Source organism: Virgifigura deserti, assembly GCA_003576685.1.
GTDB lineage: Bacteria > Pseudomonadota > Alphaproteobacteria > Dongiales > Dongiaceae > Virgifigura > Virgifigura deserti.
This window is the reverse complement of record QOZR01000011.1, coordinates 168,519-183,148: the sequence shown is the minus strand read 5'-3', so window position 1 is coordinate 183,148 and position 14,630 is coordinate 168,519. Positions and strand designations below refer to the sequence as shown.

At 65.9% G+C, this 14,630-nt stretch carries 18 protein-coding genes and 1 pseudogene; 8 read left to right on the top strand and 11 right to left on the bottom strand.

Translation table 11 applies throughout. The features are described from left to right. Window positions 1-37 precede the first annotated feature (37 nt). The 4 genes from DT069_RS19075 to DT069_RS19060 form a co-directional block, all read right to left on the bottom strand. Complete coding sequence (locus DT069_RS19075) at window positions 38-232, bottom strand: twin-arginine translocation signal domain-containing protein (RefSeq protein WP_119461920.1); 195 nt, start codon at window positions 230-232, stop codon at window positions 38-40. 40 nt (window positions 233-272) lie between these two features. Then, a complete protein-coding gene (locus tag DT069_RS19070) occupies window positions 273-908 on the bottom strand; it encodes a TorD/DmsD family molecular chaperone (protein WP_119461919.1) in 636 nt (211 codons plus the stop codon). Window positions 909-1,069: 161 nt separating this feature from the next. After that, window positions 1,070-1,657: a DUF3306 domain-containing protein gene (locus DT069_RS19065; RefSeq protein ID WP_119461918.1), complete on the bottom strand. Its 588-nt coding sequence runs from the start codon at window positions 1,655-1,657 to the stop codon at window positions 1,070-1,072. Beyond that, window positions 1,650-2,177 (bottom strand): DUF3305 domain-containing protein, encoded by a 528-nt coding sequence (locus DT069_RS19060; RefSeq protein WP_119461917.1) that lies wholly within the window; start codon window positions 2,175-2,177, stop codon window positions 1,650-1,652. The genes DT069_RS19065 and DT069_RS19060 overlap by 8 nt, the downstream gene beginning before the upstream one ends. Window positions 2,178-2,293: 116 nt before the next feature. Between DT069_RS19060 and DT069_RS19055 the strand changes: the two genes are divergently transcribed. Together DT069_RS19055 and DT069_RS19050 are read left to right on the top strand one after the other, a co-directional pair. Beyond that, a complete protein-coding gene (locus tag DT069_RS19055) occupies window positions 2,294-4,354 on the top strand; it encodes a 4Fe-4S binding protein (protein ID WP_119461916.1) in 2,061 nt (686 codons plus the stop codon). Window positions 4,355-4,501: 147 nt separating this feature from the next. Next, window positions 4,502-5,542, top strand: a complete 1,041-nt coding sequence (locus DT069_RS19050) for a methyltransferase (protein WP_425450371.1) — start codon at window positions 4,502-4,504, stop codon at window positions 5,540-5,542. Here the strand turns inward: DT069_RS19050 and DT069_RS19045 are convergent. From DT069_RS19045 to DT069_RS19015, 7 genes are all read right to left on the bottom strand, one after another. After that, window positions 5,539-5,949, bottom strand: coding sequence for a YkvA family protein (locus DT069_RS19045; protein ID WP_119461915.1), 411 nt, complete (start codon window positions 5,947-5,949; stop codon window positions 5,539-5,541). The two genes, DT069_RS19050 and DT069_RS19045, sit on opposite strands and share 4 nt — an antisense overlap. A gap of 38 nt (window positions 5,950-5,987) precedes the next feature. Continuing rightward, entirely contained in the window at window positions 5,988-6,296 is a 309-nt protein-coding gene (locus DT069_RS19040; RefSeq protein WP_119461914.1) for a hypothetical protein, read from the bottom strand. After that, on the bottom strand, window positions 6,293-7,306 hold the full coding sequence (locus tag DT069_RS19035; protein ID WP_119461913.1) for a DUF6352 family protein: 1,014 nt from the start codon (window positions 7,304-7,306) through the stop codon (window positions 6,293-6,295). The genes DT069_RS19040 and DT069_RS19035 overlap by 4 nt, the downstream gene beginning before the upstream one ends. Continuing rightward, window positions 7,299-7,781, bottom strand: a complete 483-nt coding sequence (locus DT069_RS19030) for a DUF6505 family protein (RefSeq protein WP_119461912.1) — start codon at window positions 7,779-7,781, stop codon at window positions 7,299-7,301. Before DT069_RS19030 ends, DT069_RS19035 begins: the two co-directional genes overlap by 8 nt. Before the next feature lie 13 nt (window positions 7,782-7,794). Next, on the bottom strand, window positions 7,795-8,535 hold the full coding sequence (locus DT069_RS19025) for a biotin/lipoate--protein ligase family protein (RefSeq protein WP_119461911.1): 741 nt from the start codon (window positions 8,533-8,535) through the stop codon (window positions 7,795-7,797). 178 nt (window positions 8,536-8,713) lie between these two features. Continuing rightward, window positions 8,714-9,214 (bottom strand): hypothetical protein, encoded by a 501-nt coding sequence (locus DT069_RS19020; protein ID WP_119461910.1) that lies wholly within the window; start codon window positions 9,212-9,214, stop codon window positions 8,714-8,716. Between the two features lie 489 nt (window positions 9,215-9,703). Next, entirely contained in the window at window positions 9,704-11,281 is a 1,578-nt protein-coding gene (locus DT069_RS19015; RefSeq protein WP_119461909.1) for an ABC transporter substrate-binding protein, read from the bottom strand. Window positions 11,282-11,484: 203 nt separating this feature from the next. Between DT069_RS19015 and DT069_RS19010 the strand changes: the two genes are divergently transcribed. The 6 genes and pseudogenes from DT069_RS19010 to DT069_RS18985 all read left to right on the top strand — a co-directional run bounded on the left by DT069_RS19010 (window position 11,485) and on the right by DT069_RS18985 (window position 14,589). After that, window positions 11,485-11,790, top strand: a complete 306-nt coding sequence (locus tag DT069_RS19010; RefSeq protein ID WP_119461908.1) for a hypothetical protein — start codon at window positions 11,485-11,487, stop codon at window positions 11,788-11,790. Between the two features lie 31 nt (window positions 11,791-11,821). Further along, on the top strand, window positions 11,822-12,163 hold the full coding sequence (locus DT069_RS19005; RefSeq protein WP_119461942.1) for an ArsR/SmtB family transcription factor: 342 nt from the start codon (window positions 11,822-11,824) through the stop codon (window positions 12,161-12,163). A gap of 3 nt (window positions 12,164-12,166) precedes the next feature. After that, a complete protein-coding gene (locus DT069_RS19000) occupies window positions 12,167-12,673 on the top strand; it encodes an SRPBCC family protein (protein ID WP_119461907.1) in 507 nt (168 codons plus the stop codon). Continuing rightward, window positions 12,673-13,293, top strand: a complete 621-nt coding sequence (locus tag DT069_RS18995; protein ID WP_119461906.1) for a dihydrofolate reductase family protein — start codon at window positions 12,673-12,675, stop codon at window positions 13,291-13,293. Before DT069_RS19000 ends, DT069_RS18995 begins: the two co-directional genes overlap by 1 nt. 150 nt (window positions 13,294-13,443) lie before the next feature. Then, window positions 13,444-13,662: pseudogene (locus tag DT069_RS18990) on the top strand (hypothetical protein); the annotation flags it as partial. A gap of 18 nt (window positions 13,663-13,680) precedes the next feature. Further along, entirely contained in the window at window positions 13,681-14,589 is a 909-nt protein-coding gene (locus tag DT069_RS18985) for a CocE/NonD family hydrolase (RefSeq protein WP_119461905.1), read from the top strand. The last annotated feature ends 41 nt before the right edge of the window (window positions 14,590-14,630 follow it).

The window sequence follows — 14,630 nt, the reverse complement described above, 5'->3', positions numbered from 1 at the left end:
ATTCAGGTTCATGGTTTGGACAGTCGGCACCGGATCGTTAGAACCGAGCAAGGCTGTAGAACCTCTTAACATGTTCGGTTTCTTGATAGCCCGGCTTTGCTTCCTCCGGCGCTGCCGCCTCGGCAGCCTCGGGGGCGCCTGCGACTGCCGCCGCGCCCGCGACGGTGCCGAGCCCCGCGAGCTTCAGGAAATCGCGGCGCGGGGTCGATTGCAGGTCCTTATCCTTCTTCATTGCTCCATCCTCCGACTTGCGAGGTTTCATAGGGCGAGCCTTATGCTTCCATCTCGAATGCAGTCTCCTCGACCGCGATGAACAGCCGGCCGAGTGTTCCGACCGGTGCATAGAGAACAGCCGACTCGGCCGCTTCCAGATTCTCGAAGAACCGTCCCGCCCAGGGCAGGAGGTGAGCTCGGAAGAAGGCCCGCTGCTCCTCGAGAGTCCGGGCGCACCCGAACTCGCCGGTGATCAATCCCGCCATGATTTCGCACAGGCTGGCGATATGGTCCTCCGGCTCCTTTACGTGGTCGGCGCGCGCGAGGCCGAGGGCGGCCATGTCCCCGCGCAACTTGGCGAGCGGCTTCTCGTTCAGGAAGCCGGTCAGATAGTAGGAGCCGAAGGGAACCAGCTCCCCGCGCCCGAGGCCGATGAACAGGACGTGATACTCGTTGCGGGCCACAGCCGGCGCCGTCTTGGCAGCGATTCGCGCCAAGCTGTTCAGCGCCTGCCCAAGCGGCGTCTCGTCGCCCTGGAGGTTGGCTGCGAAATTCAGCACCCAATCATCAGGCGGCGCTGCCAGAAACCGCGCAAGAAACTTATAGAATTGCGCCCGCAGCGAATCCTCTTCCGAAAGATCCATATCCGGCGAGACAGCCGCTGCCGCGGCACTTGACGTACGTACCTTGGCCATTTTTATGGCCACACTCCTCCCAGAAACGACGCAGAAGCCCTGAATTTTTTATCCGCACTTGCTTATGCAAAGGTTAACCCAACCTCTATTTGCCGTCCACTCAAATTCAGCGGATTAGTCACAGACGGAATTTGTGCAACGCATCATAAAATCGGAAAATTTCATGACTGCGAGGGCGTTTCCTCCGACCCTTCCTTGTCTGCGGTTTCGACGTCGCGGGAAGCCTCGCTCGCGTTATCTGGCACGGGAGTTTCTTCGCGGATGCACAAGGCCGCCTGCGACGTCACCTCCTCCTCCCCCTTCGGAGCGTCTCCGTCCTCCACCTCCTTGGCGAGCCGCTCGAGCAGATCGGGCATACCCTTCCCCACCCGATAGACGGTCGCCACGACCCCGGTCGTCTTCCAGGGAGCACTGAAATCCTCGCCATATTCGAGGAGTCCGTCGAGATTGGCGAGGACGGGATCACTCCGCCACAGCGTGCGCAAGGCGAGGCGCTTCGTTTCCTCCGGGATCCCCTCCTTCATGAATGCGGTGAAGTCGGAGTCCTTATCGAGACTCTCGATCGGCGGCAAGTCCGGTGGGTTGCTGCCTTGATCGGCAGCCGCCTCTCCTTCGCCAGTCTCTGCCGTGGCCGGCACCGCTTGCTCTTCCGGCGGCGCGGTCTTCGGTTCCGCTGATGAATCGCCGGCGCCGCGCGCCTGCTTGAGACGCGACCATCGCTCGAGAAAGCCCTGACGCTCCTCAGTCATCGCTTCCGCCCTCCGTATCCTCAAGGCCTAATCCGCCAGAACCATCGCCGCGCGCGCGGTGCGGCTTGCGCTTGCGCTTCTTGAAGGGAACATCCCGATGATAGGCCGCGACATAGGCGCCGACCCATGCTGCAATGGCCTCCGGCATGGGAACAGCTTCCACCGTGTCGTCGCCGCCATCCAGATACTCTTCCGCTTCGTAGGGACAGACTGTCGTATGGAACGGCTTGAAGGGCGGCCCGCTCTCGTCATCACCACTGCGAAGAATGACGAAGACGACCGGCACCTTCTGCGAAAGATTGTGGCGATAGCCCCCAGTCTCGCCGGGGAATAGCTCGATGCTGAGACCGCCGGCAAGATACCGCGCACGCTCGCCCTCCTCGTGAAGGAGTCGCCATCCATCGGTCGACGGCGCGCCGGGAACGACGGCGACAGGCCGCCAAGCGTACTCCTGCCAGGGATGGTCGATCTTGCGTCGCTCGACGACGACGCCGACCCGCATGCTTTCGTTCTTCGCCATGGCCTACTGGTAATGCCGTCTCTTGTGGCACAATTGTCAATTCCGGCGATAATATCAACAAGAGCCGGGCGGCCGGCGTCACCAGGGACCGGCGGCGAAACCGAAGGAGAGTTTAGATGGAGTTCAACGGCAGGCGGGTTCTCGTCTGCAATTGCGAACGGACGATGACGCTCGACGGCAAGGGCCTCGCCAAGGCCTGCGGCAGCGCCGGGTCGGCCGAGCCGAGCAGGCAGCTCTGCCGCGCCGAGATCGACCGGTTCCGCGATGCGCTGGCCGAAGGCCGGCCGCTGCTGGTCGCCTGCACCCAGGAAGCGCCGCTGTTCGACGAGATCGCGCAGGACACGGCACCGGATGCAACGATCACCTACACCAACATCCGGGAGCGGGCCGGCTGGTCGGACGAGGGAGCCAAGGCGCTGCCGAAGATGGCGGCGTTGCTGGCCGAGGCCGCGCTGGACATGCCGGACACGACCAGCGTCACCATGCGCTCCGAAGGCACCTGCCTGATCTATGGCCGGGACGAGACGGCGATCGAAGCGGCCCGGCAATTGGCCGGGCGGCTGGATGTCACGGTCCTGCTGTCGCAGCCCGAAGACATCCTGCCGCCGCGGGTGATGGACGTGCCGATCTTCACCGGCACCATCGCTGCGGCCAAGGGCCATCTGGGTGCCTTCGAAATCGTCGTGAACGGCTATGCGCCGCTCGTCGTTTCGTCGCGCCGCAGCATCGCCTTCGAGGCGCCGCGCGACGGCGCGGCATCGCAGTGCGATCTGATCCTCGATTTGACCGGCGGCGCGCCGCTGTTCCCGGGAGGCGAGCGGCGGGACGGCTATTTCCGGCCGGACCCGAAGAACCCGGCGGCCGTGCAACGCACGCTGTTTCAGCTCGCCGACATGGTGGGCGAGTTCGAGAAGCCGCGCTATGTCACGTTCCATGCCGAGCTCTGCGCCCATTCGCGCAGCCGCAAGACCGGCTGCACCCGCTGCCTCGACGTCTGCCCCACCTCGGCGATTCAGCCCGCCGGCGATACGGTCGCGATCGATCCGTTCGTCTGCGGCGGCTGCGGCGCCTGTCACAGCGTCTGCCCGACCGGCGCCGCGGATTATGCGCTGCCACCGGCGACGGCGCTGCTCGACCGGGTGCGAACCCTGCTCGCCACCTATGCCGAGGCGGGCGGACGGCGGGCGGTGCTGCTCGTCCATGACGCACGCGGCGAGGACACGGTCGCGCTGATGGCCCGGTACGGCCGGGGCCTGCCGGCGAATGTTCTGCCCTTCGCCGTCAATGAGGTGACGCAGCTGGGATTCGAGTTCCTGTCGACGGCCCTGGCCTATGGCGCGGCGCAGATGGTGATTCTGGTCGGGCCGGAGAAGCGGGACGAGCTCGATGGCCTGGCCGCGCAAGCCAGCTTGGCGGAGACGGCGATGGTCGGGCTCGGCTTCGGCAGCGGCCGCATCGATGTGATGAGCGAGGTTGATCCCGACGCGATTGAACGTGCGCTCTACGAGTTGCCGGCCGTCGAACCGGCGCCGGCGGGATCGTTCCTCCCGATGGGCGGCAAGCGGAGTTTGATCCGGCTTGCGTTGGAACATCTTCACAGCGTGGCGCCGGAGCCGGTCGATCTTCTGCCGCTGCCGCCGCAAGCGCCTTTCGGCACGGTCAAGGTCGATACCGAGGGCTGCACCCTCTGTCTCGCCTGCGTCAGCGCCTGCCCGACCGGCGCCCTGCAGGACAATCCGGAGCGGCCGGAGCTGCGCTTCCAGGAGGATGCCTGCGTGCAATGCGGGTTGTGCAAGGCCACGTGCCCGGAGAAGGTCATCGCGCTCGAGCCGCGTCTGAACTTCACGCCGGCCGCGCGCGAGGCGCTGGTCGTCAAGTCCGAGGAGCCGTTCCACTGCATCCGCTGCGGCAAGCCGTTCGGCACTAAGGGCTCGATCGAGCGGATCGTCGGCCAGCTCGCCGAGAAGCATTGGATGTTCCAGGATGCCGGCGCCGTCGACCGGATCAAGATGTGCAGCGACTGCCGCGTGATCGCCCAGTTCGAGGCGCGCGGCGACCCGTTCGCCGGCGCGCCGCGGCCGGTGACGCGCACGACCGAGGATTATCTGCGCGAGCGCGAGATCGAAGAAGCCCGCGCGCGCGTCCGGACAGACCGTGGGAATGGCAGCGTGAGCTGAACTCGGTCTCGAACCGAGTCGCTGCTGTTTTCGAACCCGTTCGGCGCCTCCAGATGCGTCGAAATGGGCAGCATGGATGGCTGCATTCTCGTCGGCCGCCTCGTAAGTTGATAATCTGGGCTGGTGAATTGCCGTATGGAGGATGCGATGCCCGATCCTGCTGTGAGCCGTTCCAATCTGTCGCCTGTCCCGCTGATGCAGCTTTCGACCGGCTTCTGGGCCTTCAAGACCTTGGCCGCGGCCGACGAGCTGGACCTCTTCACCCGCCTATCGGATACGGCGGGGATCACCAGCGAGGAGCTGGTGCAGGCCCTGGGTATCCACCCGCGGCCAGCGGAGATGCTGCTCACCGGCTGTGCCGCCCTGGGGCTCCTGGAGAAGGAGGGCAGCCGTTACCGCAACAGCCCTCTTGCCGAAGAGTTCCTCGTGCGCGGCAAGCCCTACTATTTCGGCGGGTTCGTCAAGATGCTCGACAAGCGTCTGTATCCTGGCTGGGGCAAGCTCACCGAGGCGATCCGCACCAACCGTCCGACCACCTGGGATCCCGACAGGCAGGCGTCGCTGTTCGACGGCGAGGACCCGGCGATGCTCGCCTTCTTTTGGGAGGCCATGCACTCGATCTCCACCTTCACGGCGCGCGCGCTGGCCGAAGCCATGGATTTCGGCCGTTTCCGGCGCCTCCTCGATGTCGGCGGCGGCTCCGGGGCCTATGACATCGAGCTGTGCCGGCGCTATCCGCAGCTGCGGGCCACGGTTTACGACCTGCCGTTCGTGACTGAGATCGCGGCCGGCAAGGTCGCGGAGGCTGGGCTGAGCGACCGCATCGAGGTGGCTGCCGGCGACTTCTTCGCCGATGCGGTGTTCCCGGGCGGGCATGACGCCATTCTGCTGTCGATGATCCTGCATGACTGGAGCGAGGCGAAGGACCGCGAGATCCTGCGCAAGTGCCATGAGGCGCTTCCGAGCGGTGGGGTGGTGATCATCACAGAGTTGCTCGTGAACGACGAGAAGACCGGCCCGGCCCCAGCGGCGCTGATGAGCCTCAACATGCTGATCGAGACGGAGGGGCGGAACTACACGCCGGCCGAGTATGGCGCTTGGCTGGACGAACTCGGCTTCCGCGACATCCGGACCGTCTGGTTCGACGGGACCGGGGCAAATGGCGCGGTTCTCGGCTACAAGGGCTAGGTTCCGGCGCGACCGCCTGCTGCCGTGGCGGAGAATAGACGCGGCCAGAACCACCACAAGGCGAGAGCTGCGGCCATCACCCAAAGCAGGACTATGGCGGCGGCCCCGGCATAGCTCTTGGGTTTGCCCTCGCGCTTGGCGGCCTCCTCACGGAACTCCGCCATTAAACCCTCCGGGATCATCCATATGACGAGCAGGATGCCCAGAGGCACGATTATCATGTCGTCAAGGTAGCCGAGTGCTGGCACGAAATCCGGAATAAGGTCGATCGGACTTAACGCATAGGCGGCAACGGCTGCTGCGGATACTTTCGCGTACCAAGGCACGCGTGGATCTCGCGCAGCGATCCACAGCGCCACCACGTCGCATTTGATCGTCCGCGCCCACTGCCTGAGTTGATCGAGCATCGCTTCGTCGATGATCGTTGCGGGCTTACTGGGCGAGCCTATTGGGGCAGCGGCGGCGCGCCGGGCGGAAGTCCGTCCTCTTGCGTCTGGGCGCGGCACAGGGCCTCGGCGCGGCTCTTGAACAGCGCCTCCTGCGACTCGTCGATCACGCCTTCCGCGCGCATCTTGTCGATCCCAGCGGCGCGCTCCGCGAAGCATCTGGCGAAGAGATCATTCCCGGCGGTCTCCGGCACCGCCCTCGGGAACAGATCGTCGCGGTGGATATAGGCCAGAAGGGCGACACACAGGGCGAAGCAGAGCAGCGCCAGAACGCGCGCGGCCGGGCGGTCGAGAAAGGCCGCCGTCACGCCGCCTTCGCCAGAGGCAGGTTGACCAGCAGGTTCTGCGGCTTTAACCGCAGCCGATTATCCGGTGTCATCGCCATACCGAGATAGACCGGGCGTCCGGCGACCTGCGGCAGCATGGCCGCGGGATCACGGAATTCCAGCCGGAACAGCGAGAGAAGCCGCGCCAACCGCGCCTCCTCCACCGTCTTGCCGGCATAAAGATCGTTCAGGAGACCGCTCGCCTCGGCGTCGAGACCGATATGCCAGGCCCAGCGTTCGTCGCGGATCGTCTGCACCGAATGGATCTCGACGCCGACGCCGAGGAAATGCTCGGTCCATGCCTCCATCACCCGGCAGAGAGCATCCAGGCCAGGACGGGTGAAGCTGACATTGAGCACCATATCGAAGCGATCGCTGCGCTCCCAATAGAGCGCGGCGTTGGCGCGATCGAGCACGTCGAGATCGACCTGGCGCACCGGCATGCCGCTGTCGGCGATGAGCCGTTCGAGTGGGCCGAGGGACGCACCCGACGCATGCATTTCGACCACCTCTTCATCGGCCAGCAGGATCGCGCCGTCCTGCAGGCTGACTTTCTGGCTGCGAAACAGCGCTTCCGCCGCGCGCAGGCGGATCGGGTCGTCGCAGCCGTCGAGAAGGTTGCGCAGAATGACGTGCGCGAGCTGATCGACGAACAGCGGCGGGACAGCCACATGCCCGCCCCGGAATAGCGCAAGGTAGCAGCCCTCGACGGTGTCATGCGCCAGCAGCAGGTCGCGGAATTGCAGGACGGCCCGGTAGTTGTCGCGCGCATCGGGATCGGCAAGCGCCGCCAGCCGCTCGGCCGGCACGGGCCGCCGCGGATCGGCCAGCAACTCTGCATGGAGCGCGCGCTCGGCGGCGCAGGACTCCGCGATCGGCTGAAGTTCCTGTCGCCCAAAATAGGCACGGAGAAAGGCGTCGGTGACGGTGAGGCCGCCATTGCCGTTCCGTTGCAGGAGATGGAAGCCGGAGGTCAGCCAGAAGTCAGGCATCCTCCGCCTCCACGATCTGCCAGATCCGGGCATGCGCCGGCTCGCGCGGCGGTTTGATCGCGCGGAAGCGTTCGACGATACCGGAGTCGCCGAACGAGCGCTCGACCGCGATCAGGGTGTTGACCTTGTGCTCGCAGAGGCTTGCGGCGAAGTCCGCCTCCGCGCGGGCGGCCGGCAGGGCCGCAGCCAGATCCGGCGCGCCGTAGCGCGCGACGAAATGCCCGGCAAGCGCGACGACCACCGCCTCATAGTCCGCCCGTTCGATCTCGCTGACGATCGCCAGCGTCGACCAGCCGAAGCTTTCCGTGCCGAGGAATCCATTGGTGAAGGCCTGCCGCTCCTTGCCGGCCAGCACTGCCGGATCGGCATCGGCAAAGGCGAAGGCTCCCGAGACCGCCCACTCGCCGGACCGGGCCGCCGTCGGAAAGACGGACTCGTCGGAGGAATCGAGCCGGATGGTCCGCAGGAATCGCATCACAGCGCCCACATTACAGCGACCAGGAGGCGGCACTCAACGCCGGCGTCAAGGGGACCGTTCTGGTCCGGGCCGCCTCGACGAGCAGCAGGCCGCCGGCTTCGTCGAGACCGGCGAAGGTTCCGGACAGGCTCTCGCCGGCAAGGTCGAACTCGACAGGTTGGCCGCGGGCGGCGGCGCGGTTCAGCCACGCCTCGCGCACCGGTCCGAAGCCGTCCTCCTGCCAGCGATTGACCCAGGCGAGGAAGTGACGGCCGAAGCTTTCGAGCAACGCGGCGGCCTCGATCTCGCCGCAACCCTCATCCCTGAGCGTGGTTCGCGCGAGATCCCGTCCCGGCTCCTCATCTTCGCTTTCATTGCTGATCGCCACGGTGGCGCCGACCACCATCCAGGCGGGCACCGCGTCGCCAGAGTCGTCTGCTTCGGCCGCCGCGAGCCGCACTCCACCGGCCGTCGCTCCATTGACCTCGAGGCGGTCCGGCCAGCCGAAGGTGACGGCGGTCACCGGCGGCGCCAGAGTGCCCAGCGCGTCGCCCAGGCCGAGCAGCGCGACATAGCTGACGCGCAGCGACGAACCCAGAGGTGCATCAGGAGCGAGGATCACGGCGCAGTCGAACCGGTCCGGGCGGCGACTCCAGACGAGCGTTCCATCGGCCGCGCCCGCCGCCGCGGCCTTCTGTGCATGGGCAAAGGGATCTTCCCGACCGCCAAGGACGATCGGGCGGTAGACCGGCGGAAGCGACGGCGTCGTCATCGTGCCGCAACGCGGCCGGGATCTCGAGAAATCATCATCTGCCCCGCTTTCACAATAGGCCCAGACCTACATGTAGGCCCAGGCCTATTTGGCGGCGACGCAACGGATCGGGTCAAGCCCGTTCGGCGCTCCCGCAGCGAAGCGTCGATGAAATCGGTCAGAATGCGGGTTCGGTCGGCTACGAGCGTTCGTCCACGCGCCCGAACAGCCCCGTCCGATGGCGCTCGATCGCCTCACGCTCGGCCGCAATCTCCTCCTCGGTCTTGGTCTCGGGCGGCTTCGCGGCTTCCTTCTCGGCTTCCAAGGCCATCTGCCGCAACTCCTGGATCACCTCCCTGCTGACGACTCCGCTTCCAGCCGCACCGGACTGCGTCGCCTGCCCCATCTCGGGCGCTCCGGTCGCGTCGAGGTCCTGCGGTTCGATTGCCGCTTCGTCCTCCGACGGGGTATCGGGGATGATCTCCTTGGCGGGCGGTGTGATACCGCCCGCTGCGGTGCTCCCTGTCGCCCCCTCCGGATCCGGCCGCACAGTGCCCTGGGCGTCCGTCTGGGTGTCCGTCTGGGCGGTCGTGCCTGTCGTAGTAGTCTGATCCGTGGCGCCGGCCGCCGGCTCTTCGGCGAAGGCAGGAGCGCCGAGCGCGATCAGGATGCCGGTGGTCGCAAGCAGATGCCTCAGCATGGGCAGCCTCCCTGACCATATCTTGCCCCCGTCTCGCGAACGTCACCTGTACATGAAAGTTCCTTCCGCACCTCGTCGACGAAGGGCGGGCCATCTGATCCCATCCATTTCGGCCTGGTCATGGCCTATCCGGAGAACGCCTAAAGTATCTTTCTTTCGCCGGGCCAGGTGTTTCGCCCCGACCGTCCCCCCCCGGCGACGAGCGGCCACGCGGGTCAATACGCCTATGGCGCCGATCCCCGCTTCCTCGCCTTCCTGAGAGGTTCGCTTGGGTCACGCAGATCCTGAGCGCGCTCGGATCCCGCGTCGACATGCGAACCAATATGCGAGCTGGAGCGACCGACCGTGTTCCACCCGGTCCAACGAATTGCGTGAGGAGATCCGATGTCCGATCAGGTTGGATCAACCTGATCGGTGAATCGCCCTCTCGCTCAAATAATTAGAGGCTGATTCATCGATCACATCGGTTCGATATGATCGGATCGGACTCTAGCCAGCGAAGTATAGTTGTTCTGCGACGCGCAGACCGGTCATGACCGGTGACGGGACGAAGCCACCCAGATCGTTACGGCCGGCAAAGAGCACGTTATTGAACATCGGGATGAGCTGGCCGCCATCCCGCCAGATCATTTCCTGCAGGTCATGGTACATCTGCTTGCGCTTACCGGAATCGAGCTCGCCGCGGGCGGCGGCCAGTACCTTGTCGAAGTCCTCGCGTTTCCAAAACGCCTCGTTCCAGGGTGCGTCCGACTTGTAGGCCACCGACAGCATCAGGTCCGCGGTCGGCCGTCCCGTCCAGTAGGACCCGAAGAAGGGCTTCTGCATCCAGACATCCGACCAGTAGCCGTCCTCCGGCGTGCGCTGCACCTCGATGGCGATCCCGGCCCTGGCCGCATGTTCCTTGAACAGGATCGCCGCATCCGTGGCGCCGGTGAACGCCGCGTCGGATATGTAGAGGACGACCGGCCCGTCGACGCCGGCTTTCCGGAAATGATGCTTGGCCTTGTCCGGATCGAACTCATGCTGCGGCAAGTCCGCGGCATAGAACGGGTCGAACTCCGGAATCGGATGGTCGTTGCCGACCTTGCCGTAACCGCGCAGGATCTTGTCGACGATGTCCTGCCGGTCAACGGCGTGCTTCAGCGCCAGCCGCAGGTCGACATTATCGAACGGCGGGATGTCGCAACGCATCGGAAACGTGTAGTGCGCGGCACTGGGAACGTTAAGCACCGTGACGTTCGGCGCCCTTTCAAGCAGCGATACCGTCTTGGGGTCCACCCGGCTGATGAAGTGGACCGACCCGGTTTGCAGAGCGCTGGTGCGCGCCGTGAGGTCATTGATCGCCAGCGTCTCCACGCGATCGACGTGGCCGCGACCCTCTTTCCAATAGTTCGGGTTGCGCGTGGCAACGGTGCGCAGGCCCGGCTCGAAGGCCTCGATCACGAAGGCACCCGTGCCGATGCCGGATGCCGGATCCGAGTCCTCCGGCATGATCACCAGATGGAAATCGGCCATGATGTAGGGCACGTCCGCGTGCCGCGTCGCCATCGTGATGGTCACCTCGTGCGTATCGCTCGCCTTCACGTCGGCGATCGGCTCAAGGTAGCCCTTGGCGCCGGACTCGGACTTCTCGTTTCGATGATAATTGATCGAGTGGACCACATCGGCCGCGGTCATCTCCTTGCCGTTGTGGAACTGAACGCCTTTGCGCAGCTTGAACACCCACTGCGTCGCATCCGCATTCGGCTCCCAGCTCTCGGCCAGTTCGGGAATCGCTTCGTTGTTCGCGTCGATCTCGACCAGGCAGTTGCCCCACTGCATCGTGACCACGCCGGGATAGGTGGAACTGACGGTCGCCGGATCCAGGCTATCGGTCGATTCGGCGCCGTCGATGCCAAGCTTCAGATTGCCGCCCTTCTGCGGCCCCGTCTGCGCGCGGACGGGCGCGCCCACCAGAGATGTCGCGAGCGCGGTCGAGACGCCGAGCGCGGCAGCCCGGCCCATGAACTCGCGGCGCGTTACATCCCATCCGTCCACCGGCTGCTTCAATTCGTCGTCCCAAGGCATCGCGATCCTCCCCAGTGCCACCTCGTCGAGCCGTGCAGCCTCGCCCCGAGCGAGCCCTGCACGATCAGTTTGTCTCAAGCCTATACAATCACTCCCCTTGCCGCGATGCGAAATCGCCCTACGGCCCTTGACGTTCCGTCTCCCGTTCTGGCGACAATGCTCCTTAGCTACGTCCGTGGAGCTACGTCCGTGGAGCTACGTCCGTGGCGTCCGCCGCGGTCCGTCGGATCGACGGTGTCGAGCGACACGGGCGCGCGAGGAGAATCTATGGGGCACGGGGGCACGCTACCGATCTACCCCAACGGACGCGCGAGATTGCCCGTCAGTGGATCCCGCTGTTCTTCGCCGGCAACGACCTGCTGGCGGTGTCGTCGTTCGACCCCGGCCTCGAGCTGGCCACCACCGGCGTGCACTGGCTGACCGGGCTGCCGCTGGTCGGCGCGCAGATCCTGGTGGTTCTGCTGGCGCGATCGTCATCTGACAAGACCCGCCTGATTCCTCTGACTTGACGCATGCCTATATCGGCATATAATGGCGCCCATGGCACGAGCAGCGACGACGTCGGACGTCTTCAACGCGATCGCCGAGCCGCAGCGCCGGGAGATCCTGGTACTGCTGCGGGCGGGTGAGCGGCCGGTGACCGAATTGGCCCAGGAGTTGGGGATGACCCAGCCGGGGACGTCCAAACACCTGCGGGTGCTCCGGGAGGTCGGGCTGGTGCGGGACCGCAAGGCAGGCAAGCAGCGCCTGTACGACCTTGACGCCCGCGGGCTGCGACCGGTCCACGAGTGGACCGGCGGGTTCGAGCGGTTCTGGAACGAGAGCTTCGACCGCCTGGACGCGTACGTGCAGGACCTCAAGCAGGCAAGGCAGGAGGAGTGACCGATGGCAGCGACAGGACGGGACGCGCCGGCGCAGTCAGCGACGGCCGACCGCGAGATCGTTATCTCCCGGGTCATCAGTGCCCCACGGGAGCTGGTGTTCGAGGCGTTCACCGAAGTCCGGCACCTGTCGCGATGGTGGGGACCGAAGGGGTTCACCACCACCACGCGGGCGTTCGAGTTCCGCGTCGGCGGGGAGTGGGACTTCGTGATGCACGGACCGGACGGGACGGACTACCAGGAGTGGATCTCCTGGACCGAGATCGCCCCGCCGGAGCGGATCGCGATGCTGCACGGTGAGTCCCGCGGCGACCCGAACGCTTTCGAGTCCGTCCTCACGTTCGCGCCCGACGGCGCGGCGACCCGGATCGAGATGCGCACGGTGTTCCCCACCAAGGAACTGCGCGACGAGGCGGTCGAGAAGTACCACGCGATCGAGGGCGGCCAGCAGACCCTGAGCAAGCTGGCTGCCTATGTCACCGAGATCGTTCGGAAGGGAGTTGAGGACTGATGGCCGGAAAGGTGTTCTTCAGCGTGTCGATGTCGCTGGACGGTTTCATCGCGCCCGAGTCCCTCGAGGACTTGATGGGGCAGCAGTGGATGGAACTGCAGCAGTGGATGTTCCCGCAGCGGTTCATCCGGGAGAACCTGAAGCTCGGCGAGGGCGGCGAGGAGGGGCGCGACAACGACATTGTGCGGGAGACGTTCGAGCGCACCGGCGCGAGCGTGATGGGCAAGCGCATGTTCGATGCCGGCGAGCAGGCGTGGCCGGAGGAGGCGCCGTTCCACACGCCGGTGTTCGTCGTGACGCACGAGAAGCGTGCTCCCTGGGAGCGGCCGGGTGGGACCACCTTCCACTTCGTCAACGACGGCATCGAGTCCGCGCTCGACCAGGCCCGCGAGGCCGCCGGCGACCGAGACGTCCGCATCGCGGGCGGCGGCGCAACGATTCTGGAGTACGTGAACGCCGGCCTGGTCGACGAGTTCTCGATCGCGCTCTCACCCGTGCTGTTCGGCTCCGGAATCCGCCTGTTCGAGGGCGTGGACGCGGGCCGCGTGGCCCTGGAGCCGGTCCGCGCGGAGCCGACGCAGCGGGTGACCCACCTGACCTACACAGTCCAGGAGCGGTAACTGTCTCGACCTCAGCGCTCCCCCGCCGAGGTCAGCAGTGCGGTGAGATCCTCGACGCTCTGAGCGTCAGGAAGGGCGAGCGTTCGGGCTGCGATCTCGGCCGCGCGCTCCTCCGGGAGGGACCTCACGGCGTTGTCGTGGAACTTCCTCGCCACCGTCAGGCTTCGCCAGCGAGTCACCAAGGGCGCTGGCTCCCGCGCCGCCGGTGTCGCGATGGCGTTCAAGCTCACCGAATCAGCGCAGGCCCGGTGGCGGGCCGTCAACGCACCCCACCTCGTCGCGCTGGTCCGTTCCGGCGCGGTATTCAAGAACGGCAAGCTCATCGAACGACCCAACGGATCAGAGGGTGGTGATCAGCAAGTCGCGTGACACGCCGATCCACAGGTCTTGATTATTCCTCCGCGACCGCCCGACCCTGCCCTTGTCGGGCCGGAATGGCGGTCGATCTGGGTCGAGCGTCTGGAGCAGGCTGCAGTATATGGCGAGGCGTGGCTGCGTCACCCGACCCGGGACGCTTATTGGCGGCAGGAGTCGGTGCTGGATTCTTACGAACGGCTCACCTGTCCGGTTTACGTGGAAAGCGGCTGGGCCGATCCGGGCTTCGTCGGTGTGGTCCTGCGGTTGCTCGAGAAGACCCCCGCGCCGCGCAGGGGTCTGATTGGACCGTGGGCACACCGCTACCCGCATCTCGGGCTCCCGGGACCGGCCATTGGCTATATTCAAGAGGCGCTGCGCTGGTTCGACCACTGGCTGAAGGGCCGCGAGACCGGGAACATGGATGAGCCCATGCTCACCGCCTGGCTGCCCGACGGGAACAGGCCAAGCGCCGTTCCCGCCGAGCAGTCCGGCCGCTGGGTGACGGAAGATGCCTGGCCCTCGCCGCGGCTCGAGACTTGGCGCCTGACATTGAACCGATCGGGGCTGAGCGAAAGGCCGGAAACCGAGACCCGGGTCACACTTGATACGCCGCAAGATATCGGCGAAACGGCGGGGGAATGGATGCCTTATCTGGCCTCCGGCCTGGCACCGGAGATGCCCAACGATCAGGCGGCGGACGACGCTCGCTCACTATGCTTCGACAGCGCGCCCCTGCCGAAGGCGGTTGCGATCCTGGCTGCGCCGGAAGTCGAGTTGGAGATCGAGGCGCATCGGCCGACGGGGATGGTGGTCGCGCGGCTCTGCGACGTCGCGCCGGACGGCGCGAGCCGGCTGGAAACCCGACTGACGGCCGCGGAGGATGGTCAGGATATCCTTGAGCGCCGCTGGTCGGTCGTCGTGCCGCGATCGTTCGCCTGAGCCACCGCGCTCGCGCAACGTTGCGCGTTCCCCGAGCGAAA

What these genes read in the sequence shown, in the direction of transcription:
- DT069_RS19075 (WP_119461920.1), bottom strand. Translation starts at nt 232, where the DNA reads ATGAAGAAGGATAAGGACCTGCAATCGACCCCGCGCCGCGATTTCCTG.
- DT069_RS19070 (WP_119461919.1), bottom strand. Translation starts at nt 908, where the DNA reads ATGGCCAAGGTACGTACGTCAAGTGCCGCGGCAGCGGCTGTCTCGCCG.
- DT069_RS19065 (WP_119461918.1), bottom strand. Translation starts at nt 1,657, where the DNA reads ATGACTGAGGAGCGTCAGGGCTTTCTCGAGCGATGGTCGCGTCTCAAG.
- DT069_RS19060 (WP_119461917.1), bottom strand. Translation starts at nt 2,177, where the DNA reads ATGGCGAAGAACGAAAGCATGCGGGTCGGCGTCGTCGTCGAGCGACGC.
- DT069_RS19055 (WP_119461916.1), top strand. Translation starts at nt 2,294, where the DNA reads ATGGAGTTCAACGGCAGGCGGGTTCTCGTCTGCAATTGCGAACGGACG.
- DT069_RS19050 (WP_425450371.1), top strand. Translation starts at nt 4,502, where the DNA reads ATGCCCGATCCTGCTGTGAGCCGTTCCAATCTGTCGCCTGTCCCGCTG.
- DT069_RS19045 (WP_119461915.1), bottom strand. Translation starts at nt 5,949, where the DNA reads ATGCTCGATCAACTCAGGCAGTGGGCGCGGACGATCAAATGCGACGTG.
- DT069_RS19035 (WP_119461913.1), bottom strand. Translation starts at nt 7,306, where the DNA reads ATGCCTGACTTCTGGCTGACCTCCGGCTTCCATCTCCTGCAACGGAAC.
- DT069_RS19030 (WP_119461912.1), bottom strand. Translation starts at nt 7,781, where the DNA reads ATGCGATTCCTGCGGACCATCCGGCTCGATTCCTCCGACGAGTCCGTC.
- DT069_RS19025 (WP_119461911.1), bottom strand. Translation starts at nt 8,535, where the DNA reads ATGACGACGCCGTCGCTTCCGCCGGTCTACCGCCCGATCGTCCTTGGC.
- DT069_RS19020 (WP_119461910.1), bottom strand. Translation starts at nt 9,214, where the DNA reads ATGCTGAGGCATCTGCTTGCGACCACCGGCATCCTGATCGCGCTCGGC.
- DT069_RS19015 (WP_119461909.1), bottom strand. Translation starts at nt 11,281, where the DNA reads ATGCCTTGGGACGACGAATTGAAGCAGCCGGTGGACGGATGGGATGTA.
- DT069_RS19005 (WP_119461942.1), top strand. Translation starts at nt 11,822, where the DNA reads ATGGCACGAGCAGCGACGACGTCGGACGTCTTCAACGCGATCGCCGAG.
- DT069_RS19000 (WP_119461907.1), top strand. Translation starts at nt 12,167, where the DNA reads ATGGCAGCGACAGGACGGGACGCGCCGGCGCAGTCAGCGACGGCCGAC.
- DT069_RS18995 (WP_119461906.1), top strand. Translation starts at nt 12,673, where the DNA reads ATGGCCGGAAAGGTGTTCTTCAGCGTGTCGATGTCGCTGGACGGTTTC.